Source organism: Blastococcus sp. SYSU D01042 (assembly GCF_054050515.1).
In genome coordinates this window covers 55,828-72,345 of the sequence record NZ_JBJGZM010000012.1, presented here as the reverse complement: position 1 = coordinate 72,345, position 16,518 = coordinate 55,828, and the positions used below count along the sequence as shown (strand labels likewise).

Here is a 16,518-nt window from a genome sequence, read left to right as displayed (position 1 = left end):
GGGGCGGCCACCTCGGCGGGCGGACCGGCGGCTACTGGCGCGCCATCGCCAGGCGCATCTCGCTGTCGCTGTCGGTGATCAGCTCACCGGAGAGGTCGACGGTCACCGTGTGCAGCTTCCCGGTGAAGCGGAACGGAGCGCGGTAGTCCGGGGTCACCGGTGAGCCCGGATCGGCACCGCAGCTGAGGGCACCCGGGTTGATGATGATGGGGATCGTGACCTCGAACTCCTGCTGGGCCACGAGGTCCCCGTCCACGTAGAGCTGTGCCCGTCCCGGAGCGCCACGCCCCTGGGCGAAGTCCGGCCGGCCGGTCGGCTCGAACTCGAACCGGAGGCTGTGCCGCCCCGCCGGCACCGCTTCGGCGGCGCTCACCCGGTGGATCCGGCGCGCGAGGTAGTTGTGCGCGTAGTGCGGCCGGCCGTCGATGAGGTAGAAGCTCCACCCGCCGACGCCGCTCCCCTGGGCCAGCAGCACGCCGTTGGCGTCGCCGGTGAGTTCCACGTCGGCAGTGATGCTGTGCGGGCGGTTGAGCACCCGGGGTCCGGCGAAATACGGAACGGCCGACGTGCGAGGCCGGAAGACGTAGGTGTCCCGGGATTCGGCCACCTGGGGACGCTCGGTCATCATGCGGGCCGTGCCGCTGCCGTCGATGGGCAGGACGTCGTACTTGCCCGCCTCGACGTACCACTGGGCGATCAGCTCGATGAGCTTGTCCGGGTGCCGGTCGGCGACGTCGCGGTTCTCCGTGACGTCCTCGGCGACGTGGTAGAGCTCCCAGTGGTGGGCGTCCAGGTCGGCCAGGTCGGCCTGGGAGATCGGCACGCCGAACGGTTTGCCGGCCTCGCTGAACGAGGGGCCGGGCCACGGGCAGACGGCACGCCAGCCATCGGAGTCGATCGCCCGGTGCCCCAGCATCTCGTAGTACTGCGTGCGGTGCCTCGTCGGCGCGTCCGGGGCGTCGAACGTGTAGGCGAAGCTCGTCCCGTGCAGGGGCGCCTGCGTCACGCCGCGGATGGTCCTCGGCGGCTCGATGCCCAGCACCTCGAGCACGGTGGGCACGATGTCGATGATGTGCGCGAACTGCGTGCGGAGCTCGCCCCGCGCCGCGATGCCCGCGGGCCAGTGGACGACGAAGGGATCGCTCACCCCGCCCCGGTAGGTCTCGCGCTTCCAGCGGCGGAACGGCGTGTTCCCGGCCCACGTCCACCCCCACGCGTAGTGGTTGAAGGTGGTCTCGCTGCCGAGCTCGTGGAGCTTGGCGAGGACGTCGTCCAGAGGCTCCGGAGCGTTGTTGAAGAACTGCAGCTCGTTCGGCGTGCCCGTGGGCCCGCCTTCGGCGCTGGCCCCGTTGTCCGAGACCAGCATGACCAGCGTGTTGTCCAGCTCCCCGGTCTCCCGGAGGAAGTCCAGCACCCGTCCGATGTGGTGATCGGTGTGGGACAGGAACCCCGCGAACACCTCCATCATGCGGCTGTACAACCGCCGGGTCTCCGGTGACAGCTCCGCCCAGTCCGGGACATCGGGGTCGCGGCGGGAGAGCTCGGCGTCGGCGGGCATGATCCCCAGCTGCTTCTGCCGCTCGAAGACCCGCTCGCGGTAGGCGTCCCAGCCGTCGTCGAACGCACCGGCGTACCGGTCGGCCCACTCGCGGGGCACGTGGTGCGGGGCGTGCGTGGCCCCCGGGCACAGGTGCAGGTAGAAGGGTTTGTGCGGAGCCACCTGCTTGGCGTCCGCGATGAAGTCGATGGCCCGGTCCGCGAGGTCCTCGGTGAGGTGGTAGCCCTCCTCCGGCGTGCGTGGCGGGTCGACCTGGTGGTTGTCGTGGACGAGCTCGGGGTGCCACTGGCTGGTGTCCCCGCCGAGGAAGCCGTAGAACCGCTCGAACCCCCGGCCCAGCGGCCAGCGGTCGAACGGTCCTGCCGCGGACTCCTGCTCCGACGGCAGCAGGTGGTACTTGCCGACCAGGTAGGTGCTGTAGCCGTGCTGCAGCAGCATCTCCGACAGGAAGCCGTTCTCGAACGGGATGTTGCCGTTGTACCCGGGGAAGCCGGTGGCGATCTCGTTGATCGCCGCCATCGCGTTCGCGTGGTGGTTGCGGCCGGTCACGATGCACGACCGCGACGGCGAGCAGAGCGCCGTGGTGTGCATGTCGGTGTAGAGCAGCCCGTTGGCCGCCAGCTCGTCGAGGTTCGGGGTGGCGATCGGGCTGCCGTAGCAGCCGAGCTGCCCGTACCCGGTGTCGTCGAGGACGATGATCAGGACGTTCGGGGCGCCCGGGACCGCGCGCACCGGCTGCGGCCACGCAGGTGTCGACCCGTCCGTGGTACGGCTGATGGTGCCCGGGAAGGTCGTCCCGGGCTCGTACTCGGTCAGCGGCATCGGGGCTCCCACAGCTCTCGGAGGGGCAGGCGACGGGGAGGCCAGACAACCTGCGCCCCGCGGCCGGCACGTCACCCCCGCCGGATGAGACCGCCGGCGGGCTCCGATCTCCGGGCTCGGCGTCGGCGCGCCCCAGGGGCGGGATCTGCGCGCCGTCGGTCGTCCTCGTGGCAGTCGGTCCGTCCCGGGGTGTCCGCGTCGGTCCGTGAGCACTCCCGCAGGTCAGGACCGCGTGGCGAAGGCCGCCGCGAGGGCTGCGCGAGAGCGCAACCCGCGCTTGCGCAGCGCTGTCGTGACGTGGTGCTCCACCGTCCTGGGGCTCAGGAACAGCGCTGCCGCGATGTCCCGGTTGGACAGGCCTTGCGCCACCAGCAGGGCCACCCGCGTCTCCTGCGACGTCAGTTCCCCACCGGTGCCCGGAGGCCGTCGCACCCGCAGCCCGGTGGCTGCGAGCTCGGCGCGGGCGCGGGACGACCACGCCTCCAGGCCCATGGCGTCGAAGGCCGCCAGCGCCTCGCGCAGCTGGGCGCGGGCCGCGACCCGCTGACCGGCGTGGCGCAGCGTGGTCCCGTGCAGCAGCCGCGTGCGGGCGGCTGCGAAGGAGTCGTCGCCCTCGGCGTGGGCCTCGTGCGCCCGTGCGAAGGCTCTCTCCGCGACCGCACGGTCCTCCGCGAGCAGCCCGGCCAGCCGGGCCACGTGGGCGCGGACCCCGGGATCGACGGCCTCGGCGTGCAGCGCGGCGTGGCGTGCGGCCAGCGCGCCGGCGTCCGCGCGCCGCCCGAGCCCCAGGTACGCCTCGACCAGGTCGGGCGCCACCCCGAGCTCGTAGTCGCCACGGGGCAACCGGCCGCCGTCGACGGCGATCCGGCGCTCCAGGACGTCCACCACGCGGTGCAGATCTCCCCGGCAGAACGCCGCGAAGGCGTCCACGAGATGCACGAAGACGGCGCCGTCGGCCACCTCGGCCCGTTCCGCGAGCCGCCGCGAGGCGACCAGCGCGCTGTCCGCTTCGGCGTGGCGGCCGCGGGCCGCCTCCTCCCACGCCAGCAGCTCGTAGGCGGTGGCCACGTCGGCCGCGTACCCCAGCTCGGCGCCCATCTCGACGGCCTCCCCGGCGGTGGCGTACGCCCGGCGGTGGTCACCCAGGAACGCCGTGCCGCTCGCGACGAGGCTCAGCACCGGCGGCAGCACACCGAGGGCCCCGGCCGACCGTGCGGCATCGATCCAGCGGTCCGCGTAGGTCCACACGCGGCGCGGCTCCCCTGCCCAGAACGGTGCGAGGAGGGCCATCACGAGGAAGCGTGGATCGTGCCGGAGCCGGGGGTCCCCCTCCAGGCGCTCGAGCGCACGCAGCGATGGCGCTCGCGCCTCGGCCCACCGGCCGGCGAACCCGAGCGCGGAGCCCTCGGTGAAGTCGGCGAGCACGGCGTGCTCCGGGTCCTCCGGATCGGCCAGCGACCGGATCTCCGCCGCGGCCCGGGTCACCGTCTCCCGGGCCCCCAGGCGGTAGCCGACGAAGGCCAGCGAGCCGAGGGCACGGAGCCGGTCGTGCCCCTCGGCGGTGTCCGCCGCCTCGCGCAGGAGCCCCTCGGCGGCCGGGACGGAGCCCGCGTACTGCTCGAGCTCGCCGAGGCACCACAGCACCTGCCCCCGCGCCGCGGGTTCCGCCGGCCCGGCCAGGACCTCGCCCGCCAGCCGGCGCACCCGGGTCACGTCCCCCGCGAGGAGCGCGTCGTGCACGGCCGTCGCACGCGACCGGGTGGCCGTCACCGCGGAGCTCCGCAACAGCGCCGCCCTCTCCTGCAGCTGGGAGGCCCCGGCGTACCCCCGCCGGGACCGCTCGTCCGCGGCGAGGCCCTCGATGTCAGCGGCGAGTGCGTCGTCGTGGCCCAACGTGGCCTGGGCCAGGTGCCTCGCTCGGCGCTGGGGGTGGTCCACCAGCACCGCGGCCAGAGCGGCGTGGGCGGATCTGCGCTCCGCCGGTGACGCGGCGGCCAGCAGAGCCGAGCGGACGAGCGGGTGCGGGAAGGCGAGACGGCCCTGGTCGACGACGAGGACGGCGAGGTCCTCCGCCTGCGCGAGCGCGCGCTCCGCGTCGACGCCCTCCGCGCGCAGGGCCGCGACCACGGGGCCGGCCGCCTGCTCCGCCGCGGTGGCCGCCAGCAGCAGTGCTCGGCGGACGCCTGCGGGGGCCTCGGCCGGGATCCGGGCGAAGCCCTCCGCGATGCGGGTCCCGACGGGAAGGGCATCCGGCAACGGGACCGACCCGCGCCGCTGCTCGGGGGTGAGGCACCGGGCCAGTTCCTCGAGCGCCAACGGGTTGCCGGCCGTGGCGGCCACGAGCCGCCGCGCGACCGGTGCAGCGATCCGCCCCTCCAGCAACGCCAGCGCTGCAGCGGGCTCCAGTCCGGCGACCTGGTGGCGCGGCAGGCCCGCGAGGTCGTCGGGCCCGTCCTCCGGCCCGGCGGCCGGTCGGCGGGCCAGGACGAACGCCACCCGGTCACCGCCCAGTCGCCGGGCCGAGAACGCGACCGCGCCCGCGGACTCGGCGTCGACCCACTGGAGGTCGTCGACGACGACCAGCACCGGGCGCCTCTCGGCCGCCGCCGCGAGCAGGGACAACGTCGCCGCGGCGACGAGGTGGCGATCGCCGGGCCGCGCACCCGCCGACCACCCGAGCGCCGCCTGCAGCGCCGCGGCCTGGGCCCCGGGCAGCTGGGACAGGCCGGTGCGCAGCGGACCGAGGAGGTCCAGCAGCGCCGCGTGACCGACCCGGAGGTCGGCCTCGATGCCGACCGTGCGGACGACGCAGAACCCGGTGGCCGAGTCGACCGCGGCGTCGAGCAGCGTCGTCTTGCCGACGCCGGGGTCACCTTCGAGGACGACCGTGGCGCAGCGACCGGAGCGGGCGGACTCCACCGCAGCGGCGATCGCCCTCAGCTCCGTCTCGCGACCCACGAGCACGGCCCTCGAATCTACCCGTGCGCCGGTGGATGGGGGGTTTCCCCGACGCGAGGGCCGCCACCCGGCAGGCACGGTCCCCCCATGCCCATCCCGTTCCCCCCTCGCCCCCCGTCGGACGACGCCTCGCGCCTCCGGCGGCTGGTCATGACCGTCGGGCCGCACCTGGCCATGGTCGCGACGGTCTTCGGGGCACCCACCGGTCTGCGGACGCTCGTCGCCGGAGCACCTCGCCCTGGGCCCCCGTGCGCTCACCCCGTCGGCAGCACCGCCTCCGCCCGCGCACGGTCCGCGCCGTCCTCGGGTCGCCCGGGCCGGTCAGCAGCCCGCCCCCGCCGGCGGGGCCGGAGCTGCAGGACGGCGACGGAGGCCAGCACGAGCAGCCCGCCGACGACCTGGACGGGGGCCAGGACCTCGCCGAGGGCCACCGCCGCCAGCGCGGCGGTGACGACCGGCTCGGCGGTGGACAGGATGGCCGCCGTCGAGGGGCCGACCCGCCGCAGGCCGGCGAAGAACGTCAGCACCGCCACCACCGTGGAGACGACGGCGATGCAGGCGATCCAGAGCCATCCGGCCGCGCCGAACCCGAGGTCCACCCCGCCGGACACGACGGCCCGTGCGGCCAGGGCGACCGTGGCACCGGCCATCACCAGCGCCGACAGCACCACCGGCGGCACCCGGTGGACCACGCCGTCGGCGACCAGGATGTAGGCGGTGTAGGTGACCGCGCAGCCGAACGCCAGGCCGACACCGACCCCGTCGACCGGCACCCCGCCCGTGCCGAGGAGGACCAGCAGCGTCCCGCACGAGGCGACGCCGAGCGCCGCCACGCGGGCCGGGGTCAGCCGCTCGCGGCCGAGCAGCGCGGCGGCCAGCGTGACCAGCGCCGGGTAGGTGTAGAAGACCAACGCCACGAGCGACGCGTCGGTGCGCTCCAGCGCGGCGAAGAAGAGCGAGGCCTGGGTGGCGTAGCCGATCGCGCCGAGACCCAGGGCCGTGAGCAGCACGCGCCGGGGCAACCGCCGCGACGCCGGGACGGCGGCCGACGACGGCTCCGGCGAGCGCAGCGAGGGCCTCAACCACAGCAGCGCCAGCATCAGCACCGCCGCGAGGGCGAAGCGGAACAGGACGAGCGACGCGGGGCTGACGCCCTCCTCGTAGGCGAACTTGCCGAAGACCGCCATGGCCCCGAAGCACGCGGCCGAGGCCAGGCACAGAGCGGTTCCCACGACAGCCAGCGTCCGGTGGATCTCCGTCCGCGTCCAGTGACGATTCGTGGATCGGAATGGTTAGCTCTGCTTCATGGACGACCTCGACCTGCGCCGGCTGCGGCTGCTCCGCGAGCTCCGCACCCGGGGCACGCTCGGCGCGGTCGCCGACGCGCTGGGGTACAGCCCGTCGGCGGTCTCCCAGCAGGTCGCCGTCCTCGAGCGGGAGACCGGTGCCCGGCTGATCGAGAAAGCGGGCCGCGGCGTGCGGCTGACCGATGCCGGGCAGGTGCTGGCCGAGCACGCCGCCGTCCTGCTGGCGGCCGCCGAGGCGGCCCGGGCGGACCTCGCCGCGCTGAGCGGCGAGGTGCGCGGGACCGTGCGCGTCGGCGGGCTGCAGTCGGCCACCCGCCGGGTGCTGGTGCCGGCCGTCGCGCGGCTCCTGGCCGACGCCCCGGCGCTCCGCGTGGAGGTCTCGGAGCTGGAGCTGGAGCAGGCGCTGCCGGAGCTGCGGCTGGGGCGGCTGGACCTCGTCGTGAGCGACGAGTACGACGGCCACCCCCGGCCGCGCCCCCCAGGGCTGCGGTTCTCGCCGCTGCTGGAGGAACCCCTGCGGCTGGTGCTGCCGGCCGGGCATCCCTGCGCGGGTGAGGGCGGCGCGGTCCCGCTGGCGGCGCTGCGGTCGGAGGTCTGGACCTGCTCCGCCACGGGCACCGGTCACCACGCCGCCCTCGTCGGCATCTGCCGCTCGCTCGGCGGGTACGACCCGGACCTGCGGCACCGCTCCAACGACGCCGACGTCCAGCTCGAGCTCGTCCGCGTGGCCAGGGCGGTCGCTCTGATGCCCGCCCTGACGCTGCCCGCGGCGGACCCGGCCCTCGCGGTGCGGGACGTCGCGGAGGGGACCGTCCGGCGGCGGCTGATGGTCGCGACCCGCGAGGGCAGCCCCGGTCCGGCGCTCCGCACGGTCGTCACCGCCGTCGAGGAGCTCGGCCGCAGTCTGGGCGGCGAGCTGCCGACCCGCAGGTCCTGACACGCACCTCGTGCGGCGGCGGAACGAGCGGCCGCGCGCCCTCGCCGGTGCGAGCACCCCGCGGTCCTCGTCCTGCCACGGCCACAGCGCCCGCAGCAACCCCACCATGAGCCCGAGCGCCGCCCCGAGGGCGAGAGCACCCAGGTAGGCCAGGACGCGGTCGTCCACGGCAGCCAGGGTGGGCTGGTACAGACCGACGGGGAGCGGGAGGGAGGACCCGGAGACCCCGGGCAGCACCAGCGAGCAGCTGGCGACGGCCGCAGCCGGCACGCCGAGCGCGAGGGCGACGGTGCCACCGCTGACCCGGCGCGACGGCCCTCGAGGCCTCAGACCCGGGTGTTCCGCTGGAACCAGCCCCACGCGGCGGTGGCGACGAACAAGACCGCGCCGACGACGAGCAGCCAGAACAACCCTTCGACCACGGCGCCGACGACGGCGAGCGCGAGCCAGATGACGAGCAGCAGGGCGATGAAGCCGATCACGGGTACCTCCTCGGTGGGTCGTCGAGCTCTCCCTACCCGCCCCCCACCGGGTGCCACCGGGTCGGCGGAACCGTCATGGGACCGTCATGTGCCGACGGCGGTGGACCCGGGAAGAAGGCACACGTGACCGAAGGGGCGACGTCCTCCGCAGCGGACGCGGCCGGACCGGCACCCGTCCCGGCGGATCCGGGCGTCGCCCGGCCCCGCCCGACCGGGCACGTCGGCGGTGGTCCGCTCCAGCGCGAGGCGACCATCGCCGGCCGGCTGCTGGTCATCGGGCTGGCCGCCGTGGGCGCGATCTGGCTGGTGCTGCAGGTCCGGTTCGTGGCCGCGGCGGTGATGCTCGGCGTGGCGCAGGTGGCGATGCTGTGGCCGATCGCCCGCCGTCTGCGCGAGCGGGGGCTCCCCGCCGTCCTGGCCGCCGTCGTGTGCGTGTGCGCCTACCTGGCGTTCTTCGTCAGCGTCCTCGTCTTCCTCGTCCTGCAGCTCATCGGCGCCTGGCCGGGGCTCGTCGACGCCGGGACCGATGCGGTGGACGCGGTTGCGGACTGGGCGCAGGTCCGCGCCGACGACCTCGACAACGCGGGCCTCGAGCAGGTGATCGAGCAGCTGGAGTCGACCGTGGGCGGCGCCGTCAGCGGCCTCGGCGGAGCCGCCGGGCAGGCGTTGAGCGCGATCGGGAACGTGGTGACGGTCCTGGTGATCGGCCTCTTCTTCACGCTGTTCGCCCTCACCAGCGGCGACCGGCTGTGGCAGCAGTTCGTGCGGGCGCTGCCCGACGAGCGGCGTGCGCCCACGACCGCGGCCTTCCGGGCGGGCATGCGCACGGCCGGTGCGTGGTTCTACGCGTCCACCGCCACGGGTCTCGTCGACGGGGTGCTCATCGGCTTCGGCCTGTGGGTCCTCGGCGTCCCGCTCGCGCTCCCCATCGGGGCGCTGACCTTCCTGCTCGGGTACGTGCCGCTGGTGGGCGCCACCATCGCCGGCGCCGTCGCGGTCGCCGTCGCCGGCGTCACGGGAGGGGTGAGCTCGGCGCTGTGGGCGCTGCTCGTCGTCGTCGTCGTGCAGCAGATCGAGGGCAACGTGCTGGCGCCGCTGCTGCTGTCGCGCGCCATCAACTTCCACCCGCTGGTGGTGCTGCTGCTCACGACCGGCGCCGCCTCGGCGTTCGGACTGCTCGGCCTCTTCATCGCGGTGCCGGTGGCCGGGGTGGTCGCGGCCGCGGTCCAGGCCTGGCGCGCGGAGACGCGCGGTGCACCGCGGGACGACGACGCGTGCGCTGCTGGTGCCGGAGCCAGGGAGGACCCATGACCTTCTCGATCGTCGCCCGCTGCCCCCGGACCGGAGAGGTGGGCGTCGGCGCGGTCGAGGCCCTGCCCACGCGCACCGCCCGCTGGGGCAGATGGCCCGCGAGCTGAGGGGCTGACCCACCTCCCGGGTCGGCGCGGGAGCCCTGAGCGCCGGGGTCTACCCCTGGTCCGGACGCGGGAAGACGCTCTCGACACCCGCCTGCCGCAGGGCCCGGTCGACCTGGGAGGAGGCCGAGCGCAGCACCGGGTGCCGGCCGGCGCTCCTGGACGCCTCGATGCTGAGCACCATGAGCGCGAGCCCGGACGAGCTGATGAAGGTCACCCCACCGGCGTCGATGGCGTCCACGACCACCCGCTCGCGACCCCGCGCCTCGGTGAACCGCGTCGCGACGGCGGTGTCCACGTCGCCGTGCAGGCGCAGCACCCGCCGATCATCGCCGTCGGGCTCGATCGTGATCGACCCGGCGGGCGGCCTCCGCCCCGGATCCGCGGACATGTGCGCCTCCTCGCCCGATCATCCCGCTCCCGGCGCGAGGACCGCCAGCCTCCTGGGGAGGATGTGCCCGTGCGCGCCGTCGTGAGCAGGGTCGCTACAGCCGCTGTAGCCGTGGACGGGACGGTGGTGGGCGAGATCGGCCCGGGCCTGCTGTCACTGGTCGGGGTCGGTCATGCCGACGACGCCGACCGGGCCCGGCTGCTGGCGCGGAAGATCCACGAGCTGCGCGTCTTCCCCGGCGACGGCGGTGCGGTGTCCGCCGCCGACCTCGGCCTGCCGGTGCTCGTCGTCAGCCAGTTCACCCTCTACGGCGACACGCGCAGGGGCCGGCGCCCGTCCTGGTCGGAGGCCGCGCCCGGCGAGCTCGCCGAGCCGCTGGTCGACGAGGTGGTCTCCGAGCTGCGACGACGCGGGTGCACGGTGGCCACCGGGAAGTTCGGGGCGCCGATGCAGGTTTCCTCCGTCAACGACGGCCCGATGACCTTGCTCCTGGAGGTCTGACCCTCCGTCGGCTGGGTAGGACGGGTGAGCGACACCACTCCCTGTCGGTTGCCTGTGAACCCGGGATCTGTGGAACACGCACCCCGGTCCGGACCGTTGTGCACGACGTACCACACCGGACAGAAGAGCAACGGGGCAGGTCCGGAGACCCCGGAACCCCATGACGCCCGGATGCCAGGGCCGCCGCGCCACCGATGACCGGCGGGATGCATCCGAACCGAAGGCAAGGACGAAGAAGCACCGTGACGCTGCTGCAGTCTTCCCCCAACGACACCCTCGAGGTGCGCTCGCGGACGCCGCGCCGGGAGCCCGACACGACGGGTCTGGTCTCGACCGACCTCGTGCGCGTGTACCTCAACACCATCGGCAAGACCGCGCTGCTGACCGCCGAGCAGGAGGTCGAGCTCGCCAAGCGGATCGAGGCCGGCCTCTACGCCGAGCGCCTCCTGGCCGAGAAGCCGACCCTGTCGGCGGCCAAGAAGCGGGACTACAAGATCCTCGCCGTCGACGGCAAGGCCGCCAAGGCGCACCTGCTGGAGGCCAACCTCCGGCTCGTCGTCTCGGTGGCCAAGCGCTACACCGGCCACGGGATGACCTTCCTCGACCTGATCCAGGAGGGGAACGTCGGGCTGATCCGCGCGGTGGAGAAGTTCGACTACACCAAGGGGTTCAAGTTCTCGACCTACGCCACCTGGTGGATCCGTCAGGCGATCACCCGCGCCATGGCCGACTCCGGGCGCACGATCCGGCTGCCCGTCCACCTCGCCGAGCAGGTGAACAAGGTGGTCCGCACCCGGCGCCGCATGCACCAGGAGCTGGAGCGCGAGCCCACCCCCGAGGAGATCGGGCTCGAGCTGGACATGACCGAGGAGCGCGTGGTCGAGCTGCTCGAGCACAGCCGGGACCTGGTCAGCCTGGACCAGACCGTCGGTGCCGACGAGGAGTCGCGGCTCGGTGACTTCATCGAGGACGCCGACGCCGCCGTCGCCGAGGACGCCGTCGCCTTCCAGATGATGAAGGGGGACGTGCGCAACGTCCTGGAGACCCTCGAGGACCGCGAGCGCGACGTCGTGATCCTGCGCTTCGGCCTGGACGGCGGTCAGCCGCGCACGCTGGAGCAGATCGGCAAGCAGTTCGGTCTCTCCCGCGAGCGGGTCCGCCAGATCGAGCGGGAGACGATGGCGAAGCTGCGCGACCCGCAGCGCGCCGACGCCCTCCGCGACTACCTGGCGTAGCGAAGCACCCAGGAGCGCGGGACACCCCCTGGTGACCGGCGCTCCTGCTTCTCCGCGGAAGTGCACACAGCATTACCGCGGAAGAGCAGGTTCAGACGGGGCTGCGCATCCGGCGCGGCCCGGGGTCGACACGGGCCGTCGGCGGACCGACGCGCGCGGCGCCGCCCGCGACGACGAGCGAGCGGCCGCCGTGCCACGGGTTGGCCGGCCCGACGATGACCGGCTCCAGGGTCAGCCGCAGCACCTCGGGCAGGTCGTCGGCCAACCGGGCCACCCGCAGCAGCAGGTCCTCCAGCGCGGCGGTGTCGACCGGCTCGGAGCCGCGCCAACCGTCGAGCAGCGGCCAGGCCCGCGGCCCCCGCACCAGCTCGGCGGCGTCCAGGTCGGTGAGCGGCAGCGTGCGGAAGGCACGGTCGCCGAGGAGCTCGGTGGCCACTCCCCCGACACCGAAGCTGACCAGCGCGCCGAACGAAGGGTCGTCGACGATCTCCACGACCGTCGCCACGCCGGGGGCCGCCATCTCCTGCACGATCACCGGGTCGCCCGAGGGGATGGCGGCGAAGGCGGTGCGCACGTCGTCGGCGTCCACCAGGTCCAGCCGGACGCCGCCGAGGTCGGCGCGGTGCCGCAGCCAGGGCGCCGTCGACTTGAGGACGACCGGGTAGCCGATCTCCCCGGCGGCGGCGACCGCGGCGTCCGGGTCGCTGACCGTGCGGGTGCGCAGCAGCGGCACGCCGTAGGCGCCGAGGAGCGCGATCAGCTCGTCGTCGTCGAGCTCGCGGCCGGCCGGTGCCGCGTCCAGGGCCCGGCGCACCACGGCGCGGGCGGCCTCCTCGTCGACGTCGGGCAGGTCGGGCACCTCCCCCACGGGCCGGCGCCGCCAGCGGGCGTACTCGCTGGCCTTGGCCAGGGCGATGACCGCCCGCTCCGGGGTGCTGTACGAGGGCACCGAGCCGCGGGCCGGCATGCCGTGCTCGTCGAGGACGGCGAGCTCCGGCGGCACGCCCTCGGTCGACAGGAAGCTGGCCACCACCGGCTTGGCCGAGCCGACCGCCACCTCGCGCAGCGCCGGGCCGAACTCGTGCGAGCCGGCCATGAGCGGCGGCAGGAACACCGCGACGACCGCGTCCACGCCCTCGTCGTCCACGGCCTGCTGCAGCGCGGCCCGGAACTGCTCCGGCGTGCCGTTGACGCCGATGTCGACCGGCTCGTCGTGCGCCAGCTGCAGGCCCTCCTCGAGCACCGCGTCGGCGACGAGCACCCCGATGGCGGTGGAGTTGCCGACGATCGCGACCCGGTCGCCGGCCGGGAGCGGCTGGTGGGCCAGGAGCGTGCCGACGTCGAAGAGCTGGGCCACCGTCTCGACCCGGATGACCCCGGCCGAGGCGAACAGCGCGGCGACCGACTGCTCGGGGACGGCGACCGACGTGCCGGCCAGCCCGGGGGCGACGCCGACGTGCCGGCCGCTCTTCACGGCGACGACGGGCTTGGTCCGGCCGACCGTCCTCGCGAGACGGGCGAACTTGCGCGGGTTGCCGAAGCTCTCCAGGTGCAGCAGCACCACCTCGGTGCCCGGGTCGGTGGCCCAGTACTGGAGCAGGTCGTTGCCGCTGACGTCGGCCCGGTTGCCCGCGGAGACGAAGGTGGACAGCCCGATGCCGCGGCTGCGCGCCCGCTCCAGCAGCGCCACGCCGAGCGCCCCGGACTGGGCGAAGAACCCGACCCGGCCGCGGCCGGGTACCATCGGCGCGAGCGAGGCGTTCAGCCGCACCCCGGGGGCGGTGTTCACGACGCCCAGGCAGTTGGGGCCCACGACCCGCATGCCCGAGGCGCGGGCGGAGGCGACCAGCAGCCGCTCGGCCTCGCGCCCCTCCGGCCCCGACTCGCCGAACCCGCCGGATACGACGACCAGCCCGCGCACCTGCTTGCGGCGGCAGGCCTCCACGACGCCGGCGACCTCGTCGGCCGGGACGGCCAGGACCGCGAGGTCGACGTCGTCGGGGATGGCCTCGATGTCGGCGTACGCCGGCACCCCGCGGACGTGCCGGGCCGAGGGGTTCACCGGGTACACGGGCCCGGCGAAGCCGTAGTCGAGCAGGTGCCGGAGCAGGGCGTTGCCGATCTTGTCCGCGTCGTTGCTGGCGCCCACCACCGCCACCGACGACGGGGTGAGCAGCCGGGCGATGGACCGCGACTCGCTGCGCTGCTCGCGCTCGTAGGCGACGGCGAGCGCGTCCTCGGTCTGCTCGATCGGGAAGGTCAGGTGGACGACGCCGTCCTCGTAGGAGCGCTGGGACTTGTAGCCGGCGTCCTGGAAGACCCGCACCATCGAGCTGTTCTGCGCGAGCACCTCGGCGACGAACCGCTTGATCCCGCGCTCGCGGGCCGCGGCGGCCAGGTGCTCGAGCAGCACCGAGCCCAGCCCGCGGCGCTGGTGGGCGTCCTCGATGAGGAAGGCCACCTCGGCGTCGTCGGTGCCGGGGTAGCGGTCGTAGCGCCCCACCCCGATGACCTGGTCGCCCAGCAGGACGACGAAGGCGACCCGGGCGTCGTGGTCGACGTGGGTGAACCGGTGCAGCTCCTTGGCCGACAGCCGCTTCATCGGCCCGAAGAACCGGTAGTAGCGGGTCTGGTCGCTGCTGCGGTCCATGAGGCCGGTCAGGCCGTCGGCGTCCTCCGGCCGGATCGGGCGCAGGTGCACCGTCCCGCCGTCGGCGGCGACGATGTCGGCCTCCCAGCCCGGCGGCGGCTGGGGCGCCTCCTCCTGCGGGGTGGCCGGCTCAGTCACGGGGGTCGTCCGGGTCGAGGCCGAACAGCGGGAAGCTGGCCCGGCGGGTGCGCAGGATGGCCCGGTCCACCCGGTTCTCGGTGAAGGCGTCCCAGCGGGCGAAGCCGGTGTAGCCGCCCTCGGTCATGTGCGTGGGCGGGCGGGCGCGCAGCCCCCGCGTGGCGACGTCGTCCCGCCAGGACTGCGGGATCTCGGTGGATGGGTCCAGCGGCGCGCCGGCGGCCTCGGCCAGCAGGTGCGTCCAGGCCCGGGGCACCGCGCGCACCAGCCCGTAGCCGCCGCCGCCCAGGGCGATCCACCGCCCGTCGCAGAGCTCGTGGGCGAGCTCGTGCATCGCCCGGTAGCTGGCCCGCTGCCCGTCGACGGTCAGCGCGAGGTCGGCCATCGGGTCCTCGTGGTGGGAGTCGCACCCGCACTGGGTCACGATGATCTGCGGCTGGAAGGCCCGCAGCACGCTGGGCACCACGGCGCTGAAGGCCCGCAGCCAGGCGGAGTCGTCGGTGCCGTTGGGCAGCGCGAGGTTGACGGCGCTGCCCGAGGCCTTCTCCTCGTCGCCGGTCTCCTCCGCGAAGCCGGTGCCCGGCCACAGCGTCAGCGGGGTCTGGTGGACGCTCACGGTGAGCACCCGCGGGTCGTCGTAGAAGGCGGCCTGCACGCCGTCCCCGTGGTGCACGTCCAGGTCCACGTAGGCGATCCGCTCGTACCCCTGGCCGAGCAGCCAGGCGATCGCCACGGCCACGTCGTTGAAGACGCAGAAGCCGGCGGCGGCGTCGCGCATCGCGTGGTGCAGCCCCCCGGAGATGCTGACCGCGTGCTGGGCCGCGCCGCTGTGCACCTGCTGGGCGGCCAGCACGCTGCCGCCGGTGATCAGCGCGGCGGCGTCGTACATGCCGGGGAAGATCGGGTTGTCCGACGTGCCGAGGCCGTGGCCGACGCTCGGGTCCCCCGGCGCGCGGCGCACCGCGTCGAGGAACTCCGCGTCGTGCACCAGCTCCAGCAGGTCGGTGCCGGCCGGCTCGGGCTTGAGCACCCGCACCCGGTCGCTGTCCAGCACGCCCAGGCTGTCGGCCAGGCGCATGGTCAGGTCCAGCCGCACCGGGTGCATGGGGTGCTCCCCACCCATGGTGTAGCCGAGCAGGCCCTCGTCCCAGACGACGGCGACCGAGTCGCTCACCGCACCTCCTCGTGCCCGAGCCGCACGGCCGGGCGCACGCCGGCTCCGGTGCCGACGTGGGCGACGCTACCGGCGGCGACCAGGCAACGCGCCCCCTGCGGACGGCTCGCGCGACCCGGCCCGGTGGCGTGCCGCCCGTAGACTCACCGCCGACCCGGAGGGAGACGGCGTGAACGACCTGATCGACACCACGGAGATGTACCTCCGCACCATCTTCGAGCTCGAGGAGGAGGGGATCACCCCCCTGCGGGCGCGGATCGCGGAGCGTCTCCACCAGAGCGGACCCACGGTGAGCCAGACGGTGGCCCGCATGGAGCGCGACGGCCTGCTGACGGTCGAGGGCGACCGGCACCTGCAGCTCTCCGACGAGGGGCGCCAGCTCGCCACCGCGGTGATGCGCAAGCACCGGCTGGCCGAGTGCCTGCTCGTCGACGTCATCGGGCTGGACTACGCCGACGTGCACGAGGAGGCGTGCCGCTGGGAGCACGTCATGAGCGAGGCCGTCGAGCGCCGGCTGCTCGCGCTCCTGGGCAACCCGAGCGTCTCGCCGTTCGGCAACCCGATCCCGGGCCTGGAGGCGCTGCGGGGGGACGAGCCGCTGGGCGGCGAGACCTCCGCGGTGCTCGACGCGCTGACCCTGCTCTCCACCACGGCGACCGCCGAGGGCCGGCCCGTGGTGGTCCGGCGGATCAGCGAGCAGCTCCAGGAGCACCCCGAGACGCTGCGCGCGCTGGCCGACCACGGCGTCCGCCCGGGCGTCACCATGCAGGCGCGCCTGGTCGAGGGCTCGGTCAGCCTGGACGGCTACCTGCTGCCGATGGACGTGGCCCGGCACATGTTCGTCAGCGCCGTGGACGAGGACCTCAGCCCGCTGGAGGCGGCTCCCCTGCTCTGACCGGCGGGCCGGGCCGGCGCGGCGCTCACTACGGTGGGCCCGACGTCCGCCCCTC

General features: G+C 74.6%; 12 protein-coding genes and 1 pseudogene. 5 read left to right on the top strand and 8 right to left on the bottom strand.

Annotated features, from left to right (window positions below):
* Positions 1–31: 31 nt before the first annotated feature.
* The 3 genes from ACI79H_RS18420 to ACI79H_RS18410 all read right to left on the bottom strand — a co-directional run bounded on the left by ACI79H_RS18420 (position 32) and on the right by ACI79H_RS18410 (position 6,570).
* Entirely contained in the window at positions 32–2,380 is a 2,349-nt protein-coding gene (locus ACI79H_RS18420; RefSeq protein ID WP_456555870.1) for an arylsulfatase, read from the bottom strand.
* 222 nt (positions 2,381–2,602) lie between these two features.
* Positions 2,603–5,344: an AAA family ATPase gene (locus ACI79H_RS18415; protein WP_456555869.1), complete on the bottom strand. Its 2,742-nt coding sequence runs from the start codon at positions 5,342–5,344 to the stop codon at positions 2,603–2,605.
* A gap of 248 nt (positions 5,345–5,592) precedes the next feature.
* Complete coding sequence (locus ACI79H_RS18410; protein ID WP_456555868.1) at positions 5,593–6,570, bottom strand: DMT family transporter; 978 nt, start codon at positions 6,568–6,570, stop codon at positions 5,593–5,595.
* Positions 6,571–6,643: 73 nt separating this feature from the next.
* Here ACI79H_RS18410 and ACI79H_RS18405 point away from each other — a divergent pair, with 73 nt between their 5' ends.
* A complete protein-coding gene (locus tag ACI79H_RS18405) occupies positions 6,644–7,582 on the top strand; it encodes a LysR family transcriptional regulator (protein WP_456555867.1) in 939 nt (312 codons plus the stop codon).
* Positions 7,583–7,696: 114 nt separating this feature from the next.
* On the opposite strand, the pseudogene ACI79H_RS18400 reads toward ACI79H_RS18405, so the two are convergent.
* Together ACI79H_RS18400 and ACI79H_RS18395 are read right to left on the bottom strand one after the other, a co-directional pair.
* Positions 7,697–7,852 (bottom strand): annotated as a pseudogene (locus tag ACI79H_RS18400) (undecaprenyl phosphate translocase family protein); the annotation flags it as partial.
* Between the two features lie 56 nt (positions 7,853–7,908).
* Positions 7,909–8,064: a hypothetical protein gene (locus ACI79H_RS18395; RefSeq protein ID WP_456555866.1), complete on the bottom strand. Its 156-nt coding sequence runs from the start codon at positions 8,062–8,064 to the stop codon at positions 7,909–7,911.
* Between the two features lie 123 nt (positions 8,065–8,187).
* On the opposite strand from ACI79H_RS18395, the gene ACI79H_RS18390 reads away from it, so the two are divergent.
* Positions 8,188–9,375: an AI-2E family transporter gene (locus tag ACI79H_RS18390; protein ID WP_456555865.1), complete on the top strand. Its 1,188-nt coding sequence runs from the start codon at positions 8,188–8,190 to the stop codon at positions 9,373–9,375.
* A gap of 156 nt (positions 9,376–9,531) precedes the next feature.
* Here ACI79H_RS18390 and ACI79H_RS18385 read toward each other — a convergent pair whose 3' ends face one another.
* Positions 9,532–9,870 (bottom strand): STAS domain-containing protein, encoded by a 339-nt coding sequence (locus tag ACI79H_RS18385; RefSeq protein WP_456555864.1) that lies wholly within the window; start codon positions 9,868–9,870, stop codon positions 9,532–9,534.
* Positions 9,871–9,933: 63 nt separating this feature from the next.
* Here ACI79H_RS18385 and dtd point away from each other — a divergent pair, with 63 nt between their 5' ends.
* Entirely contained in the window at positions 9,934–10,371 is a 438-nt protein-coding gene (gene dtd / locus ACI79H_RS18380; protein WP_456555863.1) for a D-aminoacyl-tRNA deacylase, read from the top strand.
* Between the two features lie 242 nt (positions 10,372–10,613).
* Entirely contained in the window at positions 10,614–11,606 is a 993-nt protein-coding gene (gene sigB / locus ACI79H_RS18375) for an RNA polymerase sigma factor SigB (RefSeq protein WP_456555862.1), read from the top strand.
* A 91-nt stretch (positions 11,607–11,697) separates the two neighbouring features.
* On the opposite strand, the gene ACI79H_RS18370 is transcribed toward sigB, so the two are convergent.
* On the bottom strand, positions 11,698–14,394 hold the full coding sequence (locus ACI79H_RS18370; RefSeq protein ID WP_456555861.1) for a bifunctional acetate--CoA ligase family protein/GNAT family N-acetyltransferase: 2,697 nt from the start codon (positions 14,392–14,394) through the stop codon (positions 11,698–11,700).
* Positions 14,387–15,568, bottom strand: coding sequence for an acetoin utilization protein AcuC (locus ACI79H_RS18365; RefSeq protein ID WP_456555860.1), 1,182 nt, complete (start codon positions 15,566–15,568; stop codon positions 14,387–14,389). Before ACI79H_RS18365 ends, ACI79H_RS18370 begins: the two co-directional genes overlap by 8 nt.
* Positions 15,569–15,737: 169 nt before the next feature.
* Here ACI79H_RS18365 and ACI79H_RS18360 point away from each other — a divergent pair, with 169 nt between their 5' ends.
* Positions 15,738–16,463: a metal-dependent transcriptional regulator gene (locus ACI79H_RS18360; RefSeq protein ID WP_456555859.1), complete on the top strand. Its 726-nt coding sequence runs from the start codon at positions 15,738–15,740 to the stop codon at positions 16,461–16,463.
* The last annotated feature ends 55 nt before the right edge of the window (positions 16,464–16,518 follow it).

Bases quoted from the DNA above. Each gene is read 5' to 3' on its own strand.
- ACI79H_RS18420 (WP_456555870.1), bottom strand. From the start codon at position 2,380: ATGCCGCTGACCGAGTACGAGCCCGGGACGACCTTCCCGGGCACCATC.
- ACI79H_RS18405 (WP_456555867.1), top strand. From the start codon at position 6,644: ATGGACGACCTCGACCTGCGCCGGCTGCGGCTGCTCCGCGAGCTCCGC.
- ACI79H_RS18385 (WP_456555864.1), bottom strand. From the start codon at position 9,870: ATGTCCGCGGATCCGGGGCGGAGGCCGCCCGCCGGGTCGATCACGATC.